At 51.0% G+C, this 22,962-nt stretch carries 15 protein-coding genes, 3 tRNA genes and 1 pseudogene; 9 read left to right on the forward strand and 10 right to left on the reverse strand.

Features of this window, described 5'->3' with window-relative positions; all coding sequences use genetic code 11:
• Positions 1-445 precede the first annotated feature (445 nt).
• The 5 genes from H8B13_RS13225 to H8B13_RS13245 all read right to left on the reverse strand — a co-directional run bounded on the left by H8B13_RS13225 (position 446) and on the right by H8B13_RS13245 (position 8,184).
• Positions 446-2,917, reverse strand: a complete 2,472-nt coding sequence (locus tag H8B13_RS13225) for a TonB-dependent receptor domain-containing protein (protein WP_187311280.1) — start codon at positions 2,915-2,917, stop codon at positions 446-448.
• A gap of 457 nt (positions 2,918-3,374) precedes the next feature.
• Positions 3,375-4,772 (reverse strand): toxin-antitoxin system YwqK family antitoxin, encoded by a 1,398-nt coding sequence (locus tag H8B13_RS13230; RefSeq protein ID WP_187311281.1) that lies wholly within the window; start codon positions 4,770-4,772, stop codon positions 3,375-3,377.
• A 139-nt stretch (positions 4,773-4,911) separates the two neighbouring features.
• Positions 4,912-6,093, reverse strand: coding sequence for an acetyl-CoA C-acyltransferase (locus H8B13_RS13235; RefSeq protein ID WP_187311282.1), 1,182 nt, complete (start codon positions 6,091-6,093; stop codon positions 4,912-4,914).
• 121 nt (positions 6,094-6,214) lie between these two features.
• Positions 6,215-7,201: a hypothetical protein gene (locus H8B13_RS13240; RefSeq protein WP_187311283.1), complete on the reverse strand. Its 987-nt coding sequence runs from the start codon at positions 7,199-7,201 to the stop codon at positions 6,215-6,217.
• A 5-nt stretch (positions 7,202-7,206) separates the two neighbouring features.
• Positions 7,207-8,184, reverse strand: coding sequence for a VWA domain-containing protein (locus H8B13_RS13245; RefSeq protein ID WP_261990361.1), 978 nt, complete (start codon positions 8,182-8,184; stop codon positions 7,207-7,209).
• 214 nt (positions 8,185-8,398) lie between these two features.
• Between H8B13_RS13245 and H8B13_RS13250 the strand changes: the two genes are divergently transcribed.
• The 5 genes and pseudogenes from H8B13_RS13250 (at position 8,399) to H8B13_RS13270 (ending at position 10,436) form a co-directional block, all read left to right on the forward strand.
• Positions 8,399-8,486: transfer RNA gene (locus H8B13_RS13250), tRNA-Ser, on the forward strand.
• An 88-nt stretch (positions 8,487-8,574) separates the two neighbouring features.
• Positions 8,575-8,648, forward strand: a tRNA-Pro gene (locus H8B13_RS13255).
• Between the two features lie 85 nt (positions 8,649-8,733).
• Positions 8,734-8,807, forward strand: a tRNA-Arg gene (locus tag H8B13_RS13260).
• A gap of 322 nt (positions 8,808-9,129) precedes the next feature.
• A pseudogene (locus H8B13_RS21690) lies at positions 9,130-9,489 on the forward strand (acyltransferase family protein); the annotation flags it as partial.
• Between the two features lie 32 nt (positions 9,490-9,521).
• Positions 9,522-10,436 (forward strand): hypothetical protein, encoded by a 915-nt coding sequence (locus H8B13_RS13270; protein WP_261990362.1) that lies wholly within the window; start codon positions 9,522-9,524, stop codon positions 10,434-10,436.
• A 140-nt stretch (positions 10,437-10,576) separates the two neighbouring features.
• Here the strand turns inward: H8B13_RS13270 and H8B13_RS13275 are convergent, their stop codons facing one another.
• Complete coding sequence (locus H8B13_RS13275; protein ID WP_187311287.1) at positions 10,577-11,029, reverse strand: hypothetical protein; 453 nt, start codon at positions 11,027-11,029, stop codon at positions 10,577-10,579.
• 714 nt (positions 11,030-11,743) lie between these two features.
• Positions 11,744-12,016 carry a hypothetical protein gene (locus H8B13_RS13280; protein ID WP_187311288.1) on the reverse strand — a complete coding sequence of 91 codons (273 nt, stop codon included), beginning with the start codon at positions 12,014-12,016 and terminating at the stop codon, positions 11,744-11,746.
• A 349-nt stretch (positions 12,017-12,365) separates the two neighbouring features.
• Here H8B13_RS13280 and gyrB point away from each other — a divergent pair, with 349 nt between their 5' ends.
• Positions 12,366-14,348, forward strand: a complete 1,983-nt coding sequence (gyrB, locus tag H8B13_RS13285; RefSeq protein ID WP_187311289.1) for a DNA topoisomerase (ATP-hydrolyzing) subunit B — start codon at positions 12,366-12,368, stop codon at positions 14,346-14,348.
• A 188-nt stretch (positions 14,349-14,536) separates the two neighbouring features.
• Positions 14,537-16,831: a polyphosphate kinase 1 gene (ppk1, locus tag H8B13_RS13290; RefSeq protein WP_187311290.1), complete on the forward strand. Its 2,295-nt coding sequence runs from the start codon at positions 14,537-14,539 to the stop codon at positions 16,829-16,831.
• A gap of 73 nt (positions 16,832-16,904) precedes the next feature.
• On the opposite strand, the gene H8B13_RS13295 is transcribed toward ppk1, so the two are convergent.
• On the reverse strand, positions 16,905-17,897 hold the full coding sequence (locus H8B13_RS13295; protein ID WP_187311291.1) for a phosphatase: 993 nt from the start codon (positions 17,895-17,897) through the stop codon (positions 16,905-16,907).
• Between the two features lie 206 nt (positions 17,898-18,103).
• Entirely contained in the window at positions 18,104-18,796 is a 693-nt protein-coding gene (locus H8B13_RS13300; RefSeq protein WP_187311292.1) for an SIR2 family NAD-dependent protein deacylase, read from the reverse strand.
• 454 nt (positions 18,797-19,250) lie between these two features.
• Between H8B13_RS13300 and H8B13_RS13305 the strand changes: the two genes are divergently transcribed.
• Both H8B13_RS13305 and H8B13_RS13310 read left to right on the forward strand, forming a co-directional pair.
• Positions 19,251-19,610 carry a hypothetical protein gene (locus H8B13_RS13305; RefSeq protein ID WP_187311293.1) on the forward strand — a complete coding sequence of 120 codons (360 nt, stop codon included), beginning with the start codon at positions 19,251-19,253 and terminating at the stop codon, positions 19,608-19,610.
• Between the two features lie 26 nt (positions 19,611-19,636).
• Positions 19,637-20,131 carry a PAS domain-containing protein gene (locus tag H8B13_RS13310; RefSeq protein ID WP_187311294.1) on the forward strand — a complete coding sequence of 165 codons (495 nt, stop codon included), beginning with the start codon at positions 19,637-19,639 and terminating at the stop codon, positions 20,129-20,131.
• Between the two features lie 79 nt (positions 20,132-20,210).
• On the opposite strand, the gene topA is transcribed toward H8B13_RS13310, so the two are convergent.
• A complete protein-coding gene (topA, locus tag H8B13_RS13315; protein WP_187311295.1) occupies positions 20,211-22,673 on the reverse strand; it encodes a type I DNA topoisomerase in 2,463 nt (820 codons plus the stop codon).
• Between the last annotated feature and the right edge of the window lie 289 nt (positions 22,674-22,962).

Genomic DNA, 22,962 nt, shown 5'->3' on the forward strand with positions numbered 1-22,962 from the left:
GATCGGGGTGCTGGTTGAAAGAAGCACTACCACGAACCGGAAGAGAACACTATAAAGATAAGTGACAGTACTATGTAAAGCAAGGTACTTGTTAAAATTTTTTTTAAGGTTGAGAAATAGCGGGCTGGGGAAAAAAGGAGAGGCTGAAGGAGGGTGCGTAAGAGTTCGGATTCATCTTCGAATTGCTTTCAGGGGTATAGATGCAGAAGCAATTGTGAGGGCTGCCTGACACCTGAAATATTTTTTTAAATGTGTTGAATGATGCGTTTGAAGGTTTGAAACGCTGTTTTTTGGGACGAAATTTTTGACGAACTACTGAATCTGTTTCGGGCCACCAAGTAAAACTCATTGCATCGTCTCAAAGATTTGCTCAGTTATTTAAGCATCAAAGACCATGTACAAGTGACACCCGATGACCCGGAATAGCTGCAAGGCTATCGTAAGGCTAGCCGCCGAAACCACCGCCGCCCTGCGGTGCGGCTTCTATTTTCTTGGGGGGCTTATTGGAGCCGAAATACCAGGAGAAGCCTACATATCCAACCTGCGTTTCCCACTTGTTATTGTAAGTGGCCTCGAAATTTTCTGAGTAGGCCGTGATGCGCTGACGTTGGGTGTTGAATACGTCGCTGAGGCGGAGCGTGAGGGCCGCCCGATCTTGGAACAGGCGGTGGCGCAAGGCCAGATCCACGGACCCAACGGGCGCTAAGCGGCCCTGAGGCGTGAGCACAGCTGCCCGGTAGTTGCCCGTGAGCTGCACATCCAGCTTGGGCGTAGGCATGAAGGTATTAAGCAGACGCAAGGTGCCCGTAAGGTTGCGCCGGCTGGCTTCGGTGCCAGTAGCGGCCGTGATGCTATTGCGAAATAACGACCCGTTAGCGGTCAGCTTCCACCACTTTGCTAGGGGCTGATTAATTGACATTTCGGCTCCCAGACTGGTGCTTTGCCCGAAGTTCTGGAAGTATTCTGCCGTGATAACGCCGGGTGTATTCAGCAGGCGAGTGGCGGTAGTATCTATCCGGCGGAAGCGCTGAATGGCATTGTTGGTTTGGCGGTAAAAAAGGGTGGAAGTGACGGTGGCGTCGCCCATCGTTATCTGGTGGCCCAGCTCAAAGGAGTTGATATACTCGGGCCGCAGGCTGGGGTCGCCGATGCGGTAGTTGCGCTGGTCCATGTAGATGGGCAGAGGCAGCTGCTGCATAAAGCCCGGACGGTTGAGGCGGCGGGAGTAGCTGGCTTGCAGGCGCTGATCGTGCTTACTGATGGTGCGGGCCACGGTGGCGGAAGGGAATACATTCAGGTAATCGAGCTCAAAGCTGCCCCGGCCGCCGCGCACTTCCCCCTGCGTATTGGTGTATTCGGCCCGCAAACCGCCCTGGTAGCTCCAGTTGCCTACCGCGTGCTGACCGGTGATGTAGCCTGCCTGCACAAAGTCCTTGACGTCATAAGCGAAGGAGCGGTCGGCGTCGCGGGAATAAATAGGCTGGTCGGCGACCGTCTGTACTAAAAAGTCATCCGTGCCTTCATTCGTTTCCCACTCCGTTTTCAGGCCCGCATCCAGACGGCTTTTCTCGCCCAGTGGATGCGCATAGTCAACTTGGCCATTAAGCGCGTGAATACGAACCCGAAAATCCTGCTTCCAGCCCAACTGAGCTACTTCATCATTGGTAAACTGCTGGCCCACTATTACATCGGCCCACAGGCGGGTGTAGCCCGTGCTGGCCGTTAGCTCCCGGCCTTTTTGCTCAGCCCAGGTGCGCTTGTAGTCCGCCGATACATCGGCTGTCTTTACATCCTCCGTCACCACCGAGCGCGTTTGCTGGAGTATAGGATCTTGGTCGCCGGTGCGGAGAAGGGCGGTTTGATTCATCACATTCGGGTCGGCCCGATTAAAGTTGGGCTGTACCGTCAGGGAGATACTTTGCTCGGGTGAAATTGTGTAATCGAGGCCCAGACGCCCGCCGTGGTTGCGGCTGTGGCGCAGACCCGTTGCCTGCTGATCGGTGGTGCGCAATACGCCTTCCACAGTTGCCAACTGCTGCATCGTATTGCGGCTGCGGTAGTGGTCGTCACGGCCATCATAAGAGCCGAATACATTGAGTTTGCCGGTCCGACGGTTAAAGCTCAACGACGTATTGTACTTGTCGCGGGTGCCCACGTTGGCCACTGCCGAGCCATTCCAGCCGTCCTTTTTCTGCTTTTTGAGAATGATGTTGATGATCCCGCCAGCGCCGGCCGCATCGTAGCGGGCCGAGGGATTGGTCACGACTTCAATGCTTTGAATACTGCTGGCCGGAATCTGCTCCAGGCGCGTACCCGTGCCGCCAGAGGCCGCACCAGAGTTTTTGCCGTCAATCAGCACCGTGATATTGCTGGTGCCGCGCATGCTCACGGTGCCGTTCTGGTCCACCGACACGGAAGGCACGTTTTGGAGCACATTTACGGCCGTGCCGCCTACGCTGCTCAAGTCCTTCTCTACGTTAATGACCTTCTTATCAAGGTTATCAACTACGGTGGCCCGCTCGCCCTGCACCGTTACGCCGGCCAGCTGAGTGGCCGTGGGGGGCAATTTTAAGGAGCCAAGCTTTACTTCGGGCGTTGCTTCTGTAATAGAAACCAAGCGCCGGCCCGCTTGGTAGCCTATCACGGTAGCGCGGAGCATGTATTTTCCCTGTGCCACAGGGGCTACTTCAAACGAGCCGTTTTCACCCGTTTGAGCGCCCGCCACGAAGCTTGAGTCTTGGGCCCGCAGTAGCACAACGTTGGCAAACGGCAGCGCCTGTCCATTGCTGGCGTCGAGCAAAACGCCCGAAACAGCACCCTGGGGGGCTTTTTGCTGGCCCCGTAATACGTTTGGTAAGAGCACAAGAAGGAGCCCCAGGCACCGCAGCGCCCAGCGAAGAGTAGAAGAGGAGTTCATAAAAGAAGGAGAGAGGAGTGGAAAAATTTGGGCAATAGGATGTTCTCCCAGACGGCCGCGGTTCCGCTGGTTGCCCTATTGCAGGCATTCACTCGATAAATAAAAGGTTGGGACGGGTGCTGGTAGTGTACCTCAATGCGAGAATTTGCCTCACGTCGTAGGTAGTACTAAGTGCCCTTTAGCAGGGCCCGTTTATGTGGTATGTACCCGTTATTGTTCCTTGGCTTCCGCCGATCAGGAAGCCCCGGTTGGGCTTGGTGGAGCGGCAGGTAGTAATTCTAATTGATGGAACAAATATATCAGAAGGTACTATGTGAAGCAAGGTACTATGATAAATAATTTGGTTATTCGGTAAGATTGGAGTCAGTGGCTACCTCTTTGCTGAGCTCTTGTGAAGTAAAAAAGCCCCCCAGAACTTATCTGGGGGGCTTTTTTGAGGTTGAATTGTAAACTGATGCTACTTGCCAGCTGTTACCTCTTCGCCGTTTCGGAAGGTTTTTTTCTGCGTTACTGCCTTGCCATCGGGTCCGAAGTAAGTCCAGACTCCCGTTTCCTTATTGTTGCGGAATGCGCCTGTCACCTCTGGCGTACCATCTTCCCGCAGCTGGCGGTAAGCACCAACTTTTAATCCCTTCACGTAAGTCGTTTCGGATTTTAGCTTTCCCAAAGCATAAAATTCCTGTCCTATACCAGTGGGGCGGCCGTTTTCGTATAGCAGCTTGGTTTTTATTGTGCCGGTAGGGTAGTAGGTCAGCTTCTCACCGGCCAGCCGGCCGTTTACATAGGTCTCCTGGGTTTGCACCTGTTTACCATCGGGGTAAAATGTGCGCCACGTACCAGCAGGTACATTATTTTTATACTGCTGCTCCAGCTTCACCCCGCCCGACTCATAGTAGGCGGTTACCTTCCGGTCGCGGGCCTGGTTGCTGTAGTCAGTTTGCTTCTCCAGCTTCCCTGACTCATAGAAATCCTGATTCTGGCCAGTCAAAACGCCAGCGCGATAATTCATCTTGCTCTTTACGGCGCCACTCTCATAGTAAGCCTTTGCCGGGCCATCCAGGTTAGCCGTGCCAGCCCCGGGAGCAGCCCCTTTAGTCAGGTCATCGCCGAGGGGATTCGTTACGCGCCGGGTTTGCAGAGCCGCTGCCACATAGTTGCCTTCCGTGCGCAGCTTACCCGAGCGGTAGTAGCTTTTCTGCGTGCCCTTGCCTGCCTTGTCAATAACTACTTCGCTTTCCAGCTGGCCGTTGTCGAAGTAGGTTTTGTAGGGGCCCGCCAACAGACCATTGTTATACGTTGACTCGCTTTGCAGCTGACCGTTAGGATGGTACGTTTTCATGGGGCCATTGGCCTGGCCGTTCTTATACGTGGTTTCCACCTTGGGCTTACCCGATGGGTACAACTCCCGCACGGCACCCACCGGCTGCCCATTTACCAGCGATGTTTCCAGCTTAATGGCTCCGCTTGGGTGGTAGGTTTTGAGCGTGCCATCGGGCTGGTCATTGGCGTAGGTGCCTTCCTGGGCTAGTTTGCCGGAAGCATAATACGTTTTGAAAGGACCCTGCCGCAATCCCTGCTTGAAGGTTACCTCCATCCGCCGCTGCCCGTTTTCGAAAAACTCCACGTAAGCGCTATCCCGCTTGCCGCCGGCATAGCTGGTCTGGGCTTCAACTTTGCCTGAGCGGTAAAAACGCTTGTAAGGCCCTTCCATGATGGTATCGGCTGGGCTCACCAAAGCGGAGTAGACTTCGCGCACCACCCTATTGGTTGAGTCGCGGTAGCTCACCAGGCGGCGCAGCTTCTGGGCCTGAGCCGTGGTAGAAAGCAGCAGTAATAGGAAAATAACTCGTTTCATAGACGCAAGAACGCAGGAAAAAGCGGCAAAGTGCATTCGCAGGCCTTGTGGCCCTATTAAGTCGAATTGAGGCGGAATTAGTGCATCAAAAAAGCCCTCCAGAATGTGTCTGGGGGGCTTTTTATCCTAAAAAGGAGCTCTACAGCTTTTCCAGCACAATGCTGCTGGCGCCACCGCCGCCATTGCATATACCCGTCACGCCGATTTTGCCACCTTCATTCTGCATCACATTCAGCAGCGTTGTCACGATGCGTGCGCCCGAAGCACCCAGCGGATGACCCAGCGACACGGCTCCGCCGTACACGTTTACCTTGTCACCTTCTAGGTTCAGCAGCTTGTTGTTGGCCAACGATACCACTGAGAAAGCCTCGTTGATTTCATAGAAATCCACTTCACTGGCATTAATGCCAGCGTGCTTCAAGGCCTTCGGAATAGCCAGCGAAGGTGAAGTCGTAAACCACTCTGGTGCCTGCTCAGCATCGGCAAAACCCCGGATGCGAGCCAACGGTTTGATGCCCAGCTCATCGGCCTTCTCGCGGCTCATGAGCAGCACAGCAGCGGCTCCGTCATTCAGAGTAGAAGCGTTGGCCGCCGTTACGGTGCCATCCTTTATAAACGCAGGCTTCAGGCTGGCTACTTTGGTAAAGTCTACCTTCAGGTATTCCTCATCATCTTCGATTACAGTCGTTTTGCCACGGCTCTCAATTGTGATGGGAATGATTTCATCCTTCTTTTTGCCGGCTTTGGCTGCCTTTGCGCTGCGCGTGTAGCTTTCAATAGCAAACTCATCCTGCTGCTCGCGGGTAAAGCCCATTTCCTTGGCTGTATGCTCGGCCGCGTTGCCCATAGCGTAGTCGTTATAGGGGTCCCAGAGGCCGTCTTTCATCAGGCCGTCAATCATCTGAGAATGGCCGTACTTAGCGCCAAAACGCGCTTTATCGAGATAATAAGGCACATTGGACATGCTTTCCATGCCACCAGCCAGAATCACGTCGGCTTGCCCCAACATAATAGCCTGAGCAGCAAACATGATTGCTTTAGTGCCCGAAGCACATACTTTATTAACGGTGGTGCACTCAACAGTATCAGGTAAGCCAGCTTTTTTGGCGGCCTGGCGGGCAGGTGCCTGGCCAAGGTTAGCCGATATCACGTTGCCCATAATTACTTGCTGCACTTCCTTAGGATCGACGCCGGCTTTCTCTAAAGCACCTTTTAGGGCTATACCGCCCAAATCGGTGGCCGAAAGCGAGGCGAGGCTACCGCCAAAACTGCCAATTGGCGTACGTACGGCAGCAACAATAACTACTTCTTTGACTTGCATAAAAATGGGTGGAAGTGGGGGTGGATCAGAAAAATGGAGCCGAAGCTTCGGCCCGCAAAAGTACGAATAACCCGAGTAGCGTCCGCTTTCCCGGAGTTTATTGCCTTCGTTTTTATGGTGCTTACCAAGCTGGTTTGTCGCTGGCCTGCTTACGAACTGACCTCCGTGGTAGCTGCTGGAGGTATTGCTGTTCTGCCGCTCCCAACGACTCCAGTATTTGCCGGGCGCGGCCCGTGCTGAGCTGCATCTGCTGCAAGCGTGCCCGCTGGGTCTGGAGTTGGGTCTCGTCGAGGTCAGCTACTTCAGTACCGGCTCGTCGGCTGCGGCCATCGGTTGCCTCTTCACCACTTCCATCGTTGCTGAGGCCGCGCACATTGCCGGATTCCGAGCCGCTGGACACATTACGCTCAGCGCCCTCACCAGGCTGGAAGCCACCACGAGCCATATTGCCAGGGGCTGCTCCGGGCTGATTATTATTTGACTGCCCAGATTTGTTTGGTTGCTGCTGGGGGGCATTTTGAGGGTCGGGGGGCAAATTGGGTTCGTCAAGCTGGCCCTTGCGGTCATTGCCTGCTCGCGGCTGAGATTGGTTAGCTACATCTTTAGAGCTGGGCGCAGCTTGCTCCGTCCTCGGGTTGGAAGCGTTGCCGGAAGGCGGCGGTGGAATGCGTGGTGTGTTGGGTCGGCGTGTCAGATAATCGCGTAGCACTTCATAGTTATAGCGCGCTTCGGCATTCGTAGGATCGGCCAGCAACGACTGCCGCAGCAGATTCACGGCCTGTGCGAATTCACCTCCCTGCACGGCCAACACGGCTAACTGCTGTTGCGCCACACTGCGTATAGCTGGCGTTTTGCTTGTAATCAAACGGCTATAGTAGGACTTCGCCGCTGCCTCCCGTCCGACCCGGTTGCAGGCATGAGCCAGATTCAGGATAGCCGCCTCATCCTTGGTGCCCAACTCCTCCACGGCCCGCTGATAAGCCTGGGCAGCCTTCGCAAAATTTCGCCGGGCGTAAGCAGCGGCTCCTTCCTGTATAGCCGCGTTTCGGTCACGGATGCGGGTGAAGCCTCCCCAGCCGCCGATCAGCAGTAAAAAAAGTAGCAACACATTCTTCACGGCTTTATTACACGAATAGTAACAACAATGTCCAACGCCAGCAGTATCAAGGCCAGCAACAGCGGAAATCTGTAGCGGTTATCGGCCACGGCCACGGTGCGCACCTGCTCTGCTTGTCCCTCAAGGCGGTTCAGGGCATTCACTAACAACGGAAACTCGTTGCGCCGATCATTCAGTTCAAAATATTGCCCCCCAGTTTGCTGCGCAAGCCGACGTAGCGTAGTAGGCATCAGCCGCGTGACTGCCTCCCGGCCTTTATTGTCACGCACATATCCACCGTTGGTAAATCGCGGAACGCGCGCGCCTTCAAGAGTGCCAACGCCTACCGTAAATAAGCGCACCCCAGAGCGAGCAAGCAGCCGTAAGGTAGGCTCTAAGTTTTCGCCAAAGTCTTCTCCATCACTTATTACAACTACCGCTGTAGAACGGGCCGCCGAACCTACCGGCCGTTTCGTTGCCTCCAAGCGAGTCAGAACTAACTCCAACGGCGGCACCAAGTCAGTACTGCCAACAGGTACTAGGCTAGTTTGAAGGGTAGAAATGAAAAGACGGAGCGCGCTTTGGTCGTACGTTAGCGGGCATTGCACGTAGGCGTCGGCCGCAAAAACCAGCAAGCCTATACGATCAGCCTGAAAACGGCTAATCAACTGCGTGAGCTCTGCTTTCGCTTTTTGCAGGCGAGATGGAATTACGTCAGTAGCGTCCATGGAACGCGAAAGGTCGACGAGTAGCCATACATCTTTGCCCGCTGTACGCACTGGCTGCTGGGTAACACCGTAAGCTGGCCCAAGCAAGGCTAGCAGAAATAAACCAAAGTAAACCGTTCGCAAAAGTAGTTTCCAGCCAAGGTGCCATCCTCGCTGACCCAAAGGTGCCGCTAATCGCCTCGTACGGATCGCGTAGCCAACATACAGGATCAGAAAGATACCTGCGCAAGCCAACTCAAGCCAGGAAAGGGGATAAGCCCAATTCATAAAAAAATACGACTAATGTAGTTGGTACTATAAGTAAATGACCAGCTGTCCAACTATACAGTTACTCAGGCTACTGCAACAAATATAGCGGCCTATTACTAGCTAGGTGTAGGGATGGCAGGATAAGCAAAGGAAGATATTTTTTTTCGAGAAGGCTGTTTCTTCGCTTCTAGTTGTATATTTGCGCACTCTTCGACCGGAAGAGACCTGTTTTGGAGAGATGGGTGAGTGGCTGAAACCAGTAGTTTGCTAAACTGCCGTAGCTCTAAAGGCTACCGGGGGTTCGAATCCCCCTCTCTCCGCATTCCTTTTCCATGAGGAATCAAGAATGAGCAATGAGGAATTGCAAACAGATTCTTCACACTCAGTTCTTATTCCTCATTCTCTTTTCGGGGTGTAGCGTAGCCCGGTATCGCGCCTGCTTTGGGAGCAGGAGGCCGCAGGTTCGAATCCTGCCACCCCGACACATTTCCCAAAAAAGGCCTTTTGCAAACTGCAAAAGGCCTTTTTTATGTAACCCAGTATTCTGTTTTTAATAGCTTAGTTTTTGCCTCGTTAGCTCAGTTGGATAGAGCGGCTGCCTTCTAAGCAGTAGGTCAGGAGTTCGAATCTCTTACGGGGTACATTGATAATCAGCCACTTAGCAGTATTGCTGAGTGGCTTTTTTGTTGCCGGTTCATACAACTGAGTTTGCTCTTTTCAAGTAGGGTTGAGAATAGACGCAAAACTTATAATTAGTACGCAGTGGCATTAGCTGGTAGTGAACTTCCCAAGTGGAGGGTAGCAAGTTCGAACCTTGATTCTCGCTAATTTATATAGCTCCACTAGCATAAAAATTCTCACCAAGAGGGAAGCTTTTACTTATCTACATCCATCGCTGCAGACAGACTTCCTTGTTCAGATAGTAGCTTTGCATCCTTTATGTGTACCCGTTATACCTTTTAGATGTCTTCTAATTCTGTAACAAGTCCTCATCCTAGTGAGAGTAAGGCGCAAGCAGTAACCGCCCCAAAAAAAGAAATTCAGTACAATTTAGAAGCACTACGAGGGGTTGCGGCCCTGATTGTAGTATGGAGTCACGCCTTTGTATTTCCAAAGTTTCTGGATCCCAATTATGCCATAACAGGCCCCTTTTCGTTTGAACCTCCGGCGCGTATCAGCGTCTTTTTATTCTTTGTACTCTCGGGTTATGTAATTGGAATATCCAATAAGCAAGCACTTACGAAGGGGACAATTGGTAAATACATAAAGAAGCGATTATTGCGTATTTATCCAATCTATTTTCTGAGTATGCTATTTACCATAATGATAGCCAAAGCCTATCCCATAAGCACGATTTGGGGCAACATGACCCTTACGCAGGTGCTCTTAACTCCGTTATTTGGGAGAACAATCCCAGCTGGTCACTGCATTATGAAATACTTTATTATCTGCTGTTTATTCCTCTGTCATTTTTCAATATAAAACCTGTCTTAGCCGCCGTGTGTGCCCTAGCTGTGGGCGTCGTCAACAACCTGCTCTTTCCGGAGCACACCCTCCTTAGCTCCTATAGCTTTGGCCTCACGCTATGGCTGGCTGGCTTAGCCTTAGCACGCCACACAACGGATTTGTCTCGAACGAAGACAAAGTACCATATGCTGGTTGGCTTCATCTTTATTTTCATCAGCCTAAGAAATTTCAATATTCTTGATACGCTCTTATTGAAAACAACCCGACTTATAGCGGGTACCCGACTGGAATATGGCGCGGTACGGGGCTATGATGCTATGGTCAACTTTTCCGACTTCTCCTACCTCCCTTACTTCATCCTGTTTCTATTAATATTTACGGATAAAGACTTTCCGTACAAAAACAAAATAACGGCATTCCTACTGCTGCTACCAGCACTTACATTTGTCTACCTTCTCAAGAATATAGACTCTATCAACCAGAACGAATATATTTTTTCATCGCTCGCTTACCTTATAGGAATGGCCCTTATTTATGTAAGCCCCGCTATAGTAGAGAAAGCATCAGCACGCTTAATTGAACTGTTAATTAAGGTGGGGGCGCTGTCGTATGGGCTTTACATTATCCACCTGCCAATCATTGTGATGTTACACAAAGTCGAATACTTTTCAGGGAGTCTATGGACCTTTAGTGTACGGTTCGCCGCATGCATTACGTTAGCCTTAGCCGCCGCCTTTGTTCTGGAGAAAAAAATACAACCCAAGCTTGTGTCACTATTCAACAGAACAAGCAACTACAATTAGGACGTGTGGCTCTTATATGACATAAAAGCCGGCTCAACCTTGTGAGCCATTACCTATAAGAAAGCCCCGCATTCAGAGATAGGATGCGGGGCTTTTAATTTAAGTAAGTGACGGCAGGTTATTGCATGACTAAAGTGGAGCTATTTACGACCCTGCTTTTTACCGTAGCCTTCCTTCGACTGTTCTTTCAAGGTTAATGTAATAGCACCATTGGGATCGGTTATAGCCACCGTGTTATAGGTGCGTCCGAGTGATTCACCGTGGGTATTTTCGGTAAAAGTAGAATTGAAGGTTACCCGTTGCGCCGGGCGAGAGGCAGCAGGAACGGTACCCCGCCATACGATGGTTGCTTTGCCCGAAGGAGTAGAAACCAACTTCTCCCGAGTCATCGTGACACAATCAGTGCTAGCTAGGGCAGGCACGCCAAGTAAAGAATTCGGTAGGCATTGGGTAGTTTCTCCTTTCAGCACAAAGGCACCATTACCTCGCTGTGGAGCACCACCATATGTGTTCTGAGCCCAGGCAACATTGCCACTTAGGGAGAGACCTGAAACGAAAAGGAATACGGATAGCCGCTGAAGGAGGGTTTTCATAGGGATGAGGGAAAAGTGAAATTGTTTACAGGATTAATAGTAAACAATTAGTATACCAGAACACACTACGCTTGTTAATTCTTTATTCCTACCATGGATCTAACCTAAAAGGGAGGTTAGAGCGCAGCCATTGCTTGATCCGGTTAGGAGCGTGTACTTTGGGCGTGCGCCCACCAGTGTAGTAAATGCAGAATAGTTGGAGGGGGTATGGAGACTTTAATCAGACTCACCCAGTGTTCAATAGCCCAGCGCTATCAAGCGTTGGGCTCAGGTGATGGCTACCAGCCGTAGGCACTGACTATTGCCTAGAGTAAGGTCAGAATAAGGATGACTAGCAGCCAGCCGATTAACTCAATCTTCGGCATGCGGCGATAAAAGGGTGTGCGCTTGCGGCGGTGTTTTTTCATGGCAAAACGGAGACCTGCTCCTGCCGCCTATGCTTTAAGCGATTCTACAACTGGATACCTGGCACTTCAATGTATTTAGTCTAATTGACTGCTGAAGCTATTCACTCTATAGTACCTAGTTAGCTTCCCAAGCTGAGGGTCGCTAGTTCGAACCTTGTTTTTAGATTATTAATTATCAGCTACTTATACATAATTTTAGGTGGCTGTTTATTTTTTGGTTTATAGATTTACGCTGGCACCTTTTCGTAAAAAAGCCACCCAGAACTGCTCTGGGGGGCTTTTTTGATAATGCGTATGATGTAATGGGTCAATTTAACCAGACGGTATAAAGCAGCTCAAAGCGGTGAGGAGCAAAGGCATTAAAGTAAGGCGCTTCCGCTTGAAAGCCCAATACATGGACTAAAGGAATACCTTCCAAATGAGAGTCAACAACACGCACAGGATAAAACTGACCTTCCTCGGGCCAATCACCATTATGATTGAAAGGGCGGTCGGCGGCATTTAGGCAGCGAGCATACTCAACGAATGGAGCATGGCGAGTAGCTTCGGCTAGCGTAAGGTTGGCAACTTCGTGTGACATAGAGGCAAATGTAGCAGGTTTCAGAACTACGATCCATAAGCCAGAGTTCCGTTTGGTTGAGTAGTACAAGAGCTAAAGTAGCAGGTTTAGTACCCTTTGCCCAGAGCGAGTAACACTGATGAAGCTGGTAAAATCGGTGTTAAATGCCAACCAAGGGTTGTATAAAATTGTGATATGATACGTTATCTGTATACAAGCAAGTAGTACCAAAAGCGGCTGTTAATCAACCTGAAAAGTAGGTCTATTTTGATTGCTAGCATGGAGGATGCAATCCGGCTTTGGCTGGCAAAAACCGATTAAAAATGGTATCTTTGCCTATTAACACTGACGCTGAATTTACCCGCATTCCATGAGCGAAACGAAAGAGAAAAGAGTCCCCGCTGAGTACTCTGCGGATAGTATTCAAGTACTGGAAGGACTGGAAGCCGTACGCAAGCGGCCATCGATGTATATCGGTGATACGGGGGTTAAGGGCCTGCACCATTTAGTGTGGGAAGTAGTCGATAACTCAATCGATGAAGCCTTGGCCGGCCACTGCGACCGAATTGAAGTTACCATTAACGAAAATAACTCAGTAACCGTCCGCGACAACGGTCGCGGCATCCCCGTTGACTTCCACCAGAAAGAAGGTCGCTCGGCCCTGGAAGTGGTTATGACAGTGCTCCACGCGGGGGGCAAATTCGACAAGGATTCCTATAAGGTTTCCGGCGGTTTGCACGGCGTAGGCGTAAGTTGCGTGAATGCACTGAGCAAGGACCTGAAAGTAACTGTGCGTCGTAATGGCCACCTCTATGAGCAGGAGTACAAGATTGGTGTTCCGCAGTATCCGGTAAAGCAAATTGGTGATACCGAAGAGCACGGTACGCAGGTAGAGTTTTTACCCGATGATACCATCTTCACGGAGTCGGTATACAAGTACGAAACTATTGCTACTCGTCTTCGCGAGTTGTCTTACCTGAACAAAGGCATCCGCATCACCCTCACCGACCGCCGCGACAACGACGTGGACGGCAACTTCTTGTATGAGGAGTTTTATTCGGAGGGTGGCCTGAGTGAGTTTGTTGGCTACCTCGATGCTGGTCGTACGGTACTGATGCCGAAGCCTATTCACGTAATCAGTGAAAAGGGTGGCACGCCGGTAGAAGTGGCGTTGCAGTACAACGACTCGTACCAAGAGCACATTTTTAGCTACGTAAATAACATTAACACCATCGAAGGTGGTACTCACGTGGCTGGCTTCCGCTCAGCCCTGACGCGTACGCTGAAAGCTTACGCCGACAAGTCGGGTATGCTGGAGAAGGCGAAGGTGGAGATTCAGGGCGACGACTTCCGCGAAGGCCTGACCGCTGTCATTTCAGTGAAGGTGCAGGAGCCCCAGTTCGAAGGCCAAACCAAGACCAAACTGGGTAACTCTGATGTAAGCGGCGCTGTAAACCAGGCCGTAGGTGAAATCCTGAACCAATACTTAGAGGAGAATCCCAAAGAAGCCCGTATCATCGTTGAAAAGGTGATTCTGGCGGCTCGCGCCCGTATTGCGGCCCGTAAGGCCCGTGAGATGGTGCAGCGCAAAACGGTATTGGGCTCGAACTCTTTGCCAGGTAAGCTGGCCGACTGCTCCGAGTCGAATCCTGAAATCTGCGAGCTGTATCTGGTCGAAGGAGACTCGGCTGGCGGTACTGCTAAGCAGGGTCGCAACCGGGCTTTTCAAGCTATTCTGCCACTGCGGGGTAAGATCCTGAACGTAGAGAAGGCGCAGGAGCACCGCATCTACGAAAATGAGGAAATCAAGAACATGATTACCGCATTAGGCGTGTCGTTTGGCACCCCTGCCGATGTGGAGGCTGGTATTGAAGCTGATCCTAAAGGTCTGAACATTACAAAGCTGCGTTACCACAAAATCATCATCATGACCGATGCTGATATTGACGGTTCGCACATTCGTACTCTGATTCTGACCTTCTTCTTCCGCTACATGAAGCCGTTGGTTGACAATGGCTACATCTTCATTGCGCTGCCACCTCTGTACTTGGTGAAGCGTGGTAAGGAAGAGCGCTATTGCTGGACCGAGCAAGAGCGCCAGACTGCTCAGGAAGAGCTAGGCCGCGGTAAGCCCGAAACGGTGAACGTGCAGCGCTACAAAGGTCTCGGGGAGATGAACGCCGAGCAGCTCTGGACCACCACCATGCAGCCTGATACCCGCTCGCTGAAGCGCGTAGACGTAGAGTCGGCCGCGGAAGCTGACCATTTGTTCTCCATGCTCATGGGCGACGAAGTAGCTCCCCGCCGCGAGTTCATCGAGAAAAACGCCAAGTACGCCAAGCTGGACGTATAAAGGCAGAAGTGTCAAAAAAGCCCCCCAGCATGCTGGGGGGCTTTTTTTGTTTATAACTACAGCAAGCGCTGCATACCATCTTCTGAATTTTGGAGTTATCTTTTAGTAACAACTAGGATAGATTCCTTTCTCTGTTCGGAATGACAGGTGTGGCGCTGTAACTTGCCACTTGCGCCTTATTCTTCGCTATGAAACTCTTCAAATCAGCTGACCTTATCCGCAAAAGCAAGTATATCAGCCGCGACTTAAGCTGGCTGCGCTTTAATTATCGCGTCCTCGACCAAGCCAAAGATCCGTCGCGCACCTTATTTGACCGGCTGCGGTTTATGAGTATTACCTGCTCCAACCTCGACGAATTTTTCATGATTCGGCTAGGGTCGCTGTACAATTATATCGACTACGGTAAGGAGCGCATCGACTATTCGGGGCTGCGGGAAATGCCGTTTCGGCGCAAACTGCTGGATTTTGCTCACCGCTTTGTAAACGATCAATCGCTCACTTACCTGAATGAGCTGAAGCCGCAGTTTGAGAAAAATGGCTTCAACATTCTGCGGATGGATGAGCTGACGGAGTTGGAGTTGAAGAAAGCGGATGGCTACTTCAAAAACACGCTGTTTCCGCTGCTCACGCCTATGGTGTACGATTCCTACCATGGCTTCCCGCTGATGATGAATCAAATGCTGATTCTGGGGGTGGTAACGCGTACGGAAGCTGAAGGGGAGAAGGGACAGGAGCGCCTCACCTTTGTACAGATTCCGCAAAACTTGTCCCGCTTCTTTGAGCTGACGCGCAAAGACAAGGTGATTTTTGTGCCTATCGAGGAAATTGTACGCGCTAATTTGCCCAAGCTTTTTCGCAACGTCGAGATAGAGTCGGCCAACCTGTTTCGCATTACCCGCAATGGCGACTTTACGCTGGAAGAGTCAGATGACATCGACGTAGACTTCATCAAGGAAATTCAGGTTGGCTTAAAAACCCGCAAGAAGGGCCGTGTAGTGCGTCTGGAAGTGGAGAAGGACGCGTCACCTGTACTCATGGCGGTTTTGAAGGAGCGCTGGAAAATTGATAACGGCAACGTGTTCGTTATCAACTCTATGATTGATATGAAAGGGCTGCTGCAAATTCTTAAGCACCCTAACTTCCGGGGAAAAGCGGCCCGCCAGCCGGCTCCCGTGGCCCCGCTTAGCTTGCCCGAAGGTGCCGAGGATAACATGTTTGAGTACCTCAAGCATCATGATGTGCTTCTGCATCACCCTTATAATAGTATCGATCCTGTTGTGCGCCTGTTGGAGCGAGCCGCCGAAGACCCTCACGTACTGGGTATTAAGCAAACTATCTACCGCTTGGCCGACGACTCTCGGGTGACGGCGGCGCTACTGAAAGCAGCCGAAAACGGCAAGCACGTATCCGTGTTGTTTGAAGTGAAGGCGCGTTTTGATGAGGAGCGTAATATTCGGGAAGGTGCCCGCCTGGAGAAGGCTGGCTGCTTTGTCATCTATGGCGTGAGCAAGTACAAGACGCACACCAAGATGCTCATGATTATCCGCAAGGAAGGGGAGAAGGTGACGCGCTACGTGCACTTAGGCTCAGGCAATTACAACGAGCAAACGTCGCGCATCTATACCGACGTAAGTCTGCTGACGACCAACGATGTGTACGGCCACGACGTGTCAGAATTCTTCAACGTTATTACCGGCCATTCTCAGCCTGATGACTATGAGTATCTGATTACGGCCCCGAAAGATATGCGTCAGCAGCTCATTCATCTGATTCGGGAAGAAGTTCGAAACGCGAAGAAGGGCCTGCCGAGTGGCATTGTGATGAAGATGAACTCCTTGGAAGACAAGGAGATGATTGACGAATTTTATAAGGCCAGTAAGGCTGGCGTGCCCATTCGCTTTATCGTACGGGGCATTTGCTGTCTACGGCCGGGCCGGGCTGGCCTAAGCGAAAATATTGAGGTGCGCAGTATTGTAGGCGACTACTTAGAACACTCACGAATGTTTTACTTCCATCACGGCGGCCAGCCAAAAGTGTATGCAGGCTCCGCCGATTTGATGGTGCGTTCCTTTGATCGGCGCATTGAAGCTCTATTCCTAATTGTAAACCCCGCCCTGAAGCGGGAGGCAATTAACATTCTGTATTTCAATCTCAAAGACAACCAGAATACATACCTGATGCGGGAGGATGGGGCATATGTGCGTCGCAACCCCGCTCCTGATGAGCCTATTTTCAACGTGCACAAGGAGTTTTATCATCGCCATTACGCGGCTGTGTCTGAAAGCTCTTTGTATGACGAATGGCTTACGCGCGCGGATGTGCAAACGGACAATGCTGCCTCCAACGAAGGACCTCCCTTAACTTCCCCTGATTTTCCAACGGATGCTGAGATGGAAGATGCCGAAATGGAAACTGAACTGGCAACTTTCAACTCCGCTGCCGAGGAGGAATTGCCCGGTGTAGAATCTCCTCAGGACGTCTAATTACTGCCTTATCTCAACATAAAAAAGCCCCCTAGATCAGCGTCTGGGGGGCTTTTTTTGTACTTGCCTCGAACTATTCAGCTCCGCTGTGCGAGTTCTGGACATCGGGGTGAGGCGGAATAGTAGAGTGGTCATTGACCGGGCGAAAGTCCTCGAAATGGCGCTCAAACAGCGTTTGCAGCATTCCGTCCTTCAAACCGATATCGGGGACGTGCATATTGTTGATGTTAGCCCACTCCATAGCAGAAAGGTAGATTTGACCCGCCGGCACGATAACATCGGCGCGGTCTGGGTTGAGCATGGCCACATTCACCCGCTCATCCATGGTCATCTTGGTCAGATTGTCTAGCAGAGTAGCGATGCGCTTGCGTGTGATGGGCTTATCGAGCGTGGTTTGGGTTTTGGCTAAGCTATACAGCTTATTGATGTTGCCGCCAGTACCAATTGCCCGCGTGACATGGTAGCGACGCGCGTTTTCGGTTACCCATTCCTCCATCCGCTCCCAGGTGCCGTTGAGAGCATCGGTGTTGAGGCCAGACTCGGCCTGTTGCATCCGTCGAATGGAGCCAACTTCAAACGACTGCGTGGCCACTTTATGGCGGTTGTGGTAGATATTGAACTCCGTGCTGCCTCCGCCTACATCAATGTGCAGATAGTGCTTATTGTCCTCAAGCACGTGCTCAATTACGCTATTGATGTACATGGCTTCATCCTGGCCATCAATTACTTCGATAGTCAAGCCTAGCTCCTTGCGCACGCGCTCAACTAAAGCCGGAGCATTTTTGGCGGTGCGCATGGCGGAAGTGGCACACACCAAGTGGTGCGCTACTTCGTGCACTTCCATCAACAGCTTCAGAGAGTGCAGAAACTTGACAAACTTATCGGCCTTAGCGGGCGAGATGTCGCCGGTGGCAAATACATCCTCACCCAAGCGCATAGGGTAGCGCACATACTCCACGCGCTTCAACCGAAAACGCCCCCCATAAACCAGAACCGCCGAAATTTGGCACCGTACAGCATTCGATCCTATATCAATGGCGGCTAGTTTCAGTAGGGGATACTCCATCAGGTAGGTTGATGTGGTGGAAAAGGAATTGAAATTCAAAGATAAGCCTTTGTCGAAAATAGGCTTAAAAGAAGGAAAAATGGCCTCCGATTATTACCTCTCATTGGCATAAAACCATAGGAAGCGAACCAGTACAGGTTTACCGGGCAGTGCTGAGCTTACGTCTGATTAAGCGAAGCTGTTTTACGCATAGTTCGCTTTATTACTTAATACTCCGACAGCAATTCCGTAGCTACGCGAGGAACACCCGTACTAGCGGGCTCCGTAACGAAGCGCACGTTGCGTCGGCCTACCAATGGCGGCTGATGCGGATCAATTACGATGATTGGGCAGTGCTGGGGGGCAAATTGCAGCAGACTGGCCGCTGGATATACCTGCAATGAGGTGCCAACCACCATAAATATATCGGCAGTAGCAGCTTCTTCAATCGCACGCTCCATCAATGGCACGGCTTCTCCAAACCACACGATGTTAGGCCGTAGCTGGTGGCCTTTTTCACACAAATCTCCTAGCTCAATACGGTCGCCGGTCATGGGGTACACAAGCTCCTCATGGCGCGTGCTGCGCGACTGAAACAACTGACCATGCAAGTGAATAATCCGGCTGCTGCCAGCTCGCTCGTGCAAATCGTCTACGTTTTGGGTTACGATAACCACTTCATAGCCTTTTTCTAGCGCTACTAGGGCATGGTGGCCAGCGTTAGGCTGGGCGTTGCGGGCGGCGCTACGTCGCTGATTATAGAAGTCAAGCACCAACTCAGGATTGCGTACCCATCCTTCTGGTGAGGCTACGTCCTCAATGCGATGACCCTCCCAAAGGCCATCAGCTCCGCGGAAAGTAGCCAAGCCACTTTCGGCACTGATGCCAGCACCAGTTAGTACTACTATTTTTTTTGACACGGTGTAAGCCGGTTTGTCGGGTGAAATATTCTTTCCTGAGTACGAATAACTACCAAAAAACGGCCAACCGTATCCTTATTCATCTTAACTAGCCTACTTAAAAGCATGTATTAAGCCTACTTAAAAGCATGTATTAAGTATGTCTTTGCAATACATGTTTTTAAATTCATTTAAGCACCTTTTGCTTCGGCTAAATCTTTTGTAACTGATATTTAGAAACAAAAATTGATGTGAGCTAGAAAATCAAAGGCCTTTAAGTCACTGTTATACTAGTGCTACTAGCTAGAATATGCCCACAGTTGAAATTAAACAAGACTAAAATGGGTTTACGCTCAACAGTCCAGCTTAATCTTATTAGTCTGTTTTGAGTTTGCTCTATAGTACCCTCAACTACTGATGAGAATAAAATGGCATTAAGTAAATTTGTCTCTACACCGATCTGCTTAGCTCCTTTATGATCGATCTTTTATTTGACGTTAACCTTCAACAGTTGCCCGACGACTACCTCACCGGCAACTGGCGGGTGGCAGATCGGGTACTGAATCGAAATGACCCTGGCTCTGCCCTAGCTCAAGCGACGCACCTGCAGCTGCAGCCTGGCTTGCTGCATGTAGAAGCCCCCACGCAGCAAGATAATGGTCAGTGGACCGTGGAGCGTGACAGTTTGCTTAGTCGTCCTTATCTGCAAATGCAGTTGGCGCGCGAACAAACGCGCGCTTTAGTCACGCGTCTGCGCCGCTCCACCGATGGAGCCCAGAGCCAGCTTAGTCTTTATTTTCAGTCGGGTATGGAAATGCAGCTCGCCCGGCCCTGATTTCGCCTTTTGCTACTTACTACGTTATGTCATCTGTTGATACTGAATTTAACGCACAGCAATTTCGCTTCCTAGCCGAGCTCATTCCTCAACTTGTCTGGATTACGGACCTTGCTGGCTACCACACCTATTTCAACCAACGCTGGATCGACTACACAGGCTATACTGTGGAGCAAAGCCGCGGCAGCGAAATGTGGAATAACCTGTTGCATCCCGACGACCGCCAACGCGCCCGAGAGCGGTGGGGGCATTCGCTAGCTACCGGTGAGTTTTACGAAATAGAATATCGGTTTCTCTCCAAAGACGGTTCCTACCGCTGGTTTTTGGGCCAAGCCTTGCCGCGCATCGATGAACAAGGCAACATTGAGCAATGGTTTGGTACCTGCACCGATATTCACGAGCAAAAGCAGCTTCAGCAACGGCTAGAGCGCTCTTATGCTGATCTGGAAATGAAAGTTACCTTTCGCAACTTAGAGTTGGAGCGTGAGGTACAGAGTCTGCGCCAGCGTTTAGGTGAATAGAAGATTGGTCACTTATCACATAAAAAAGTCCCCCCAGATAATTTCTGGGGGGCTTTTTTATTCACTATCATGAGATTTGCTATTTCGCTTTGGCTGCTGCCTTTTTCGCGGGCGCAGCCTTCTTGGTTGTTGTAGCCTTTTTCGCGGCTGGCTTCTTTGCGGCTGGTTTTTTCTTGGCAACAGCCGGCTCATCTACGGTTTTCTCTGACGTTTTTTTGGCGAAGCGGCCACCTTTAGCTGGCTTATCGGGGGTTAGCTCAGCCAATTCCAGGCAGCGCTCCAGCGTGAGATCCTGCGGTTCTTCGCCCTTAGGAATCTTCACGTTTTTCTTGCCCACCACAATGTAAGGACCAAAGCGGCCGTTCAGCACTTGTACGTCTTCGCGCTCCGGAAAACTTTTGATCAGACGCTCCGCATCCGATTTGCGCTTGGCTTCAATAAGCTCAATAGCTTCCGAGGCAGTAATAGTATGCGGATCCTGCTCCTTGGTAAGCGAGTAAAACTTGCTGTCGTGGCGGATATAAGGACCAAAACGACCAAGTGAAGCCGTCATATCCTTCTCCTCGAACTGCCCCACGATGCGCGGCAACTTGAACAGATCGAGCGCTTCTTCCAGCGTAATGTTCTCTATAAACTGGCCTTTGCGAAGGCTTGCGTACACGGCCTTCTCCTCAGAACCTTCCTTCGGCTCAATCTGCACATAAGGGCCATAACGACCCAAACGAGCGGTCAATTTCTGCCCAGTTTCGGGGTGAATACCAATCTCGCGGTTCGAGCCTAATGTGCTGCGCTCAATATCCTGACCGCGCTCAATGGTTTCGTGAAATGCCCCGTAGAAGTTGGAGAGCATATCGCCCCACTTCTCCTGGCCGTTGGCAATGAGGTCAAATTCGCCCTCCACTTTGGCCGTAAACTGGTAGTCGATAATAATAGGAAAGTGCTCCACTAAGAAGTCATTGACGACCATAGCGGTGTCGGTTGGAAACATCTTCGCTTTTTCAGCCCCGTACGTTTCCGTTTTAACCTCCGTCTTCACTTCCTCACCTTCCAGCGTGAGCACCCGAAACCTGCGCTCCTTGCCTTCACGGGTATCTTTCTCGACGTATCCGCGCTTCTGAATCGTGCTGATGGTAGGCGCATAGGTAGAAGGCCGTCCGATACCCATTTCCTCCAGTTTCTTCACCAAGGATGCTTCCGTGTAGCGAGCCGGCGGCTGAGCATAGCGCTCCGTAGCGCGCAGTAACTGCAAAGGTAACTGCTGACCAACCGTCAGAGGAGGTAAGCCACGGGAGAAGGTAGAATCACCATCTTCCTCCTCGTCGTCCTTCGACTCGCTGTACACTTTCAGGAAACCCTCGAAGGTAATCACCTCACCAGTAGCCGTAAGCGTAGTGCCCGGCTGCGTGCTGATGCCGATAGTAGCCACGGTGCGTTCCACCGTCGCATCGGCCATCTGCGAAGCCAGCGCCCGCTTGCGAATCAGATCGTAGAGGCGCTGCTCCTGAGAGTCAGAGCCTGTTTTTACCAAGGCAAAATCAGTAGGCCGAATAGCTTCATGAGCTTCCTGAGCCGAGGCTGACTTTGTTTTGAACTGACGCTTATGAGCGTACTCCTCACCATAAGCCCGGCTAATTTCCACATGAGCCGCCGCTAGCGCATCCTGTGACAGGTTTACCGAGTCAGTACGCATGTAGCTGATCTTACCAGCTTCGTACAGTTTCTGAGCCACACTCATAGTTTGAGCCACGGAGAAGCCCAGTTTGCGGGAGGCTTCTTGCTGAAGTGTAGAAGTGGTAAAAGGCGGCGCTGGGGAGCGTTTGCCTGGCTTCTTTTCTAAGTTTTCAATCTGATAAATAGCCCCCACGCAACGAGCCAGAAAATCCTGTGCTTCAGCTTCTGTTTTGAAGCGCGTTGGTAACTCGGCCTCCAAAATTGCCCCCCGGCCAGCATCGAAACGTGCTGTAACGCGGTAAGCAGATGAGGTTTTAAACTGATTGATTTCACGCTCCCGCTCTACAACCAGCCGCACCGCCACCGACTGTACCCTGCCAGCGGATAAACCCGTTTTAACTTTTTTCCAGAGCACCGGCGACAACTCGAAGCCAACCAAACGGTCGAGCACACGGCGGGCCTGCTGAGCATTTACTAAATTAAGGTCAATCTCTCGGGGAGAGGCAATAGCGTTGAGAATAGCGTTTTTAGTGATTTCGCGGAATACGATACGGCGCGTTTTGGCGTCGCTCAGATTCAAAGTCTCAGCAAGGTGCCAGCTAATTGCTTCCCCCTCACGGTCATCGTCACTCGCTAACCATACAACTTCGGCCTCTTTTGCCAGCTTTTTCAACTGAGCAATTATCTCGCGCTTATCGGCCGAAACTACATACGTTGGCTTAAAGCCATTAGCAATATCAATAGCGTTATTATCCTTCGGTAAATCGCGTACATGGCCAAAGCTGGACTTTACAATAAAGTCCTTGCCCAAGTATCCTTCAATGGTCTTGGCTTTGGCCGGTGACTCGACTATGACTAAATTTTTGATCATATAAAGGGGATTGGCAACCAAATACAGGTGGGTATCAACTAGGAAACGGCCTAAGAGGGGCAAAAGTTGAATTTTGCCGCAAAGATGATGGAATAATCCGGCCAGTCACCTATACCATCTTAATTATCCTTACAGCTCCTAGCCCAAATCCAGACTAAGTAGAACTGTATAAGAGCAAATATTTTGGATAAGTAGTTCATCCGTCGCCGGTTGAACGAATCCTATATAACAGCTTATTTCCATTGCTGCGGAAGCCAGTAGTTTATTACCTTTGTAAGTCTGGCTACCG

It is taken from the genome of Hymenobacter sp. BT188, from assembly GCF_014333585.1.
GTDB lineage: Bacteria > Bacteroidota > Bacteroidia > Cytophagales > Hymenobacteraceae > Hymenobacter.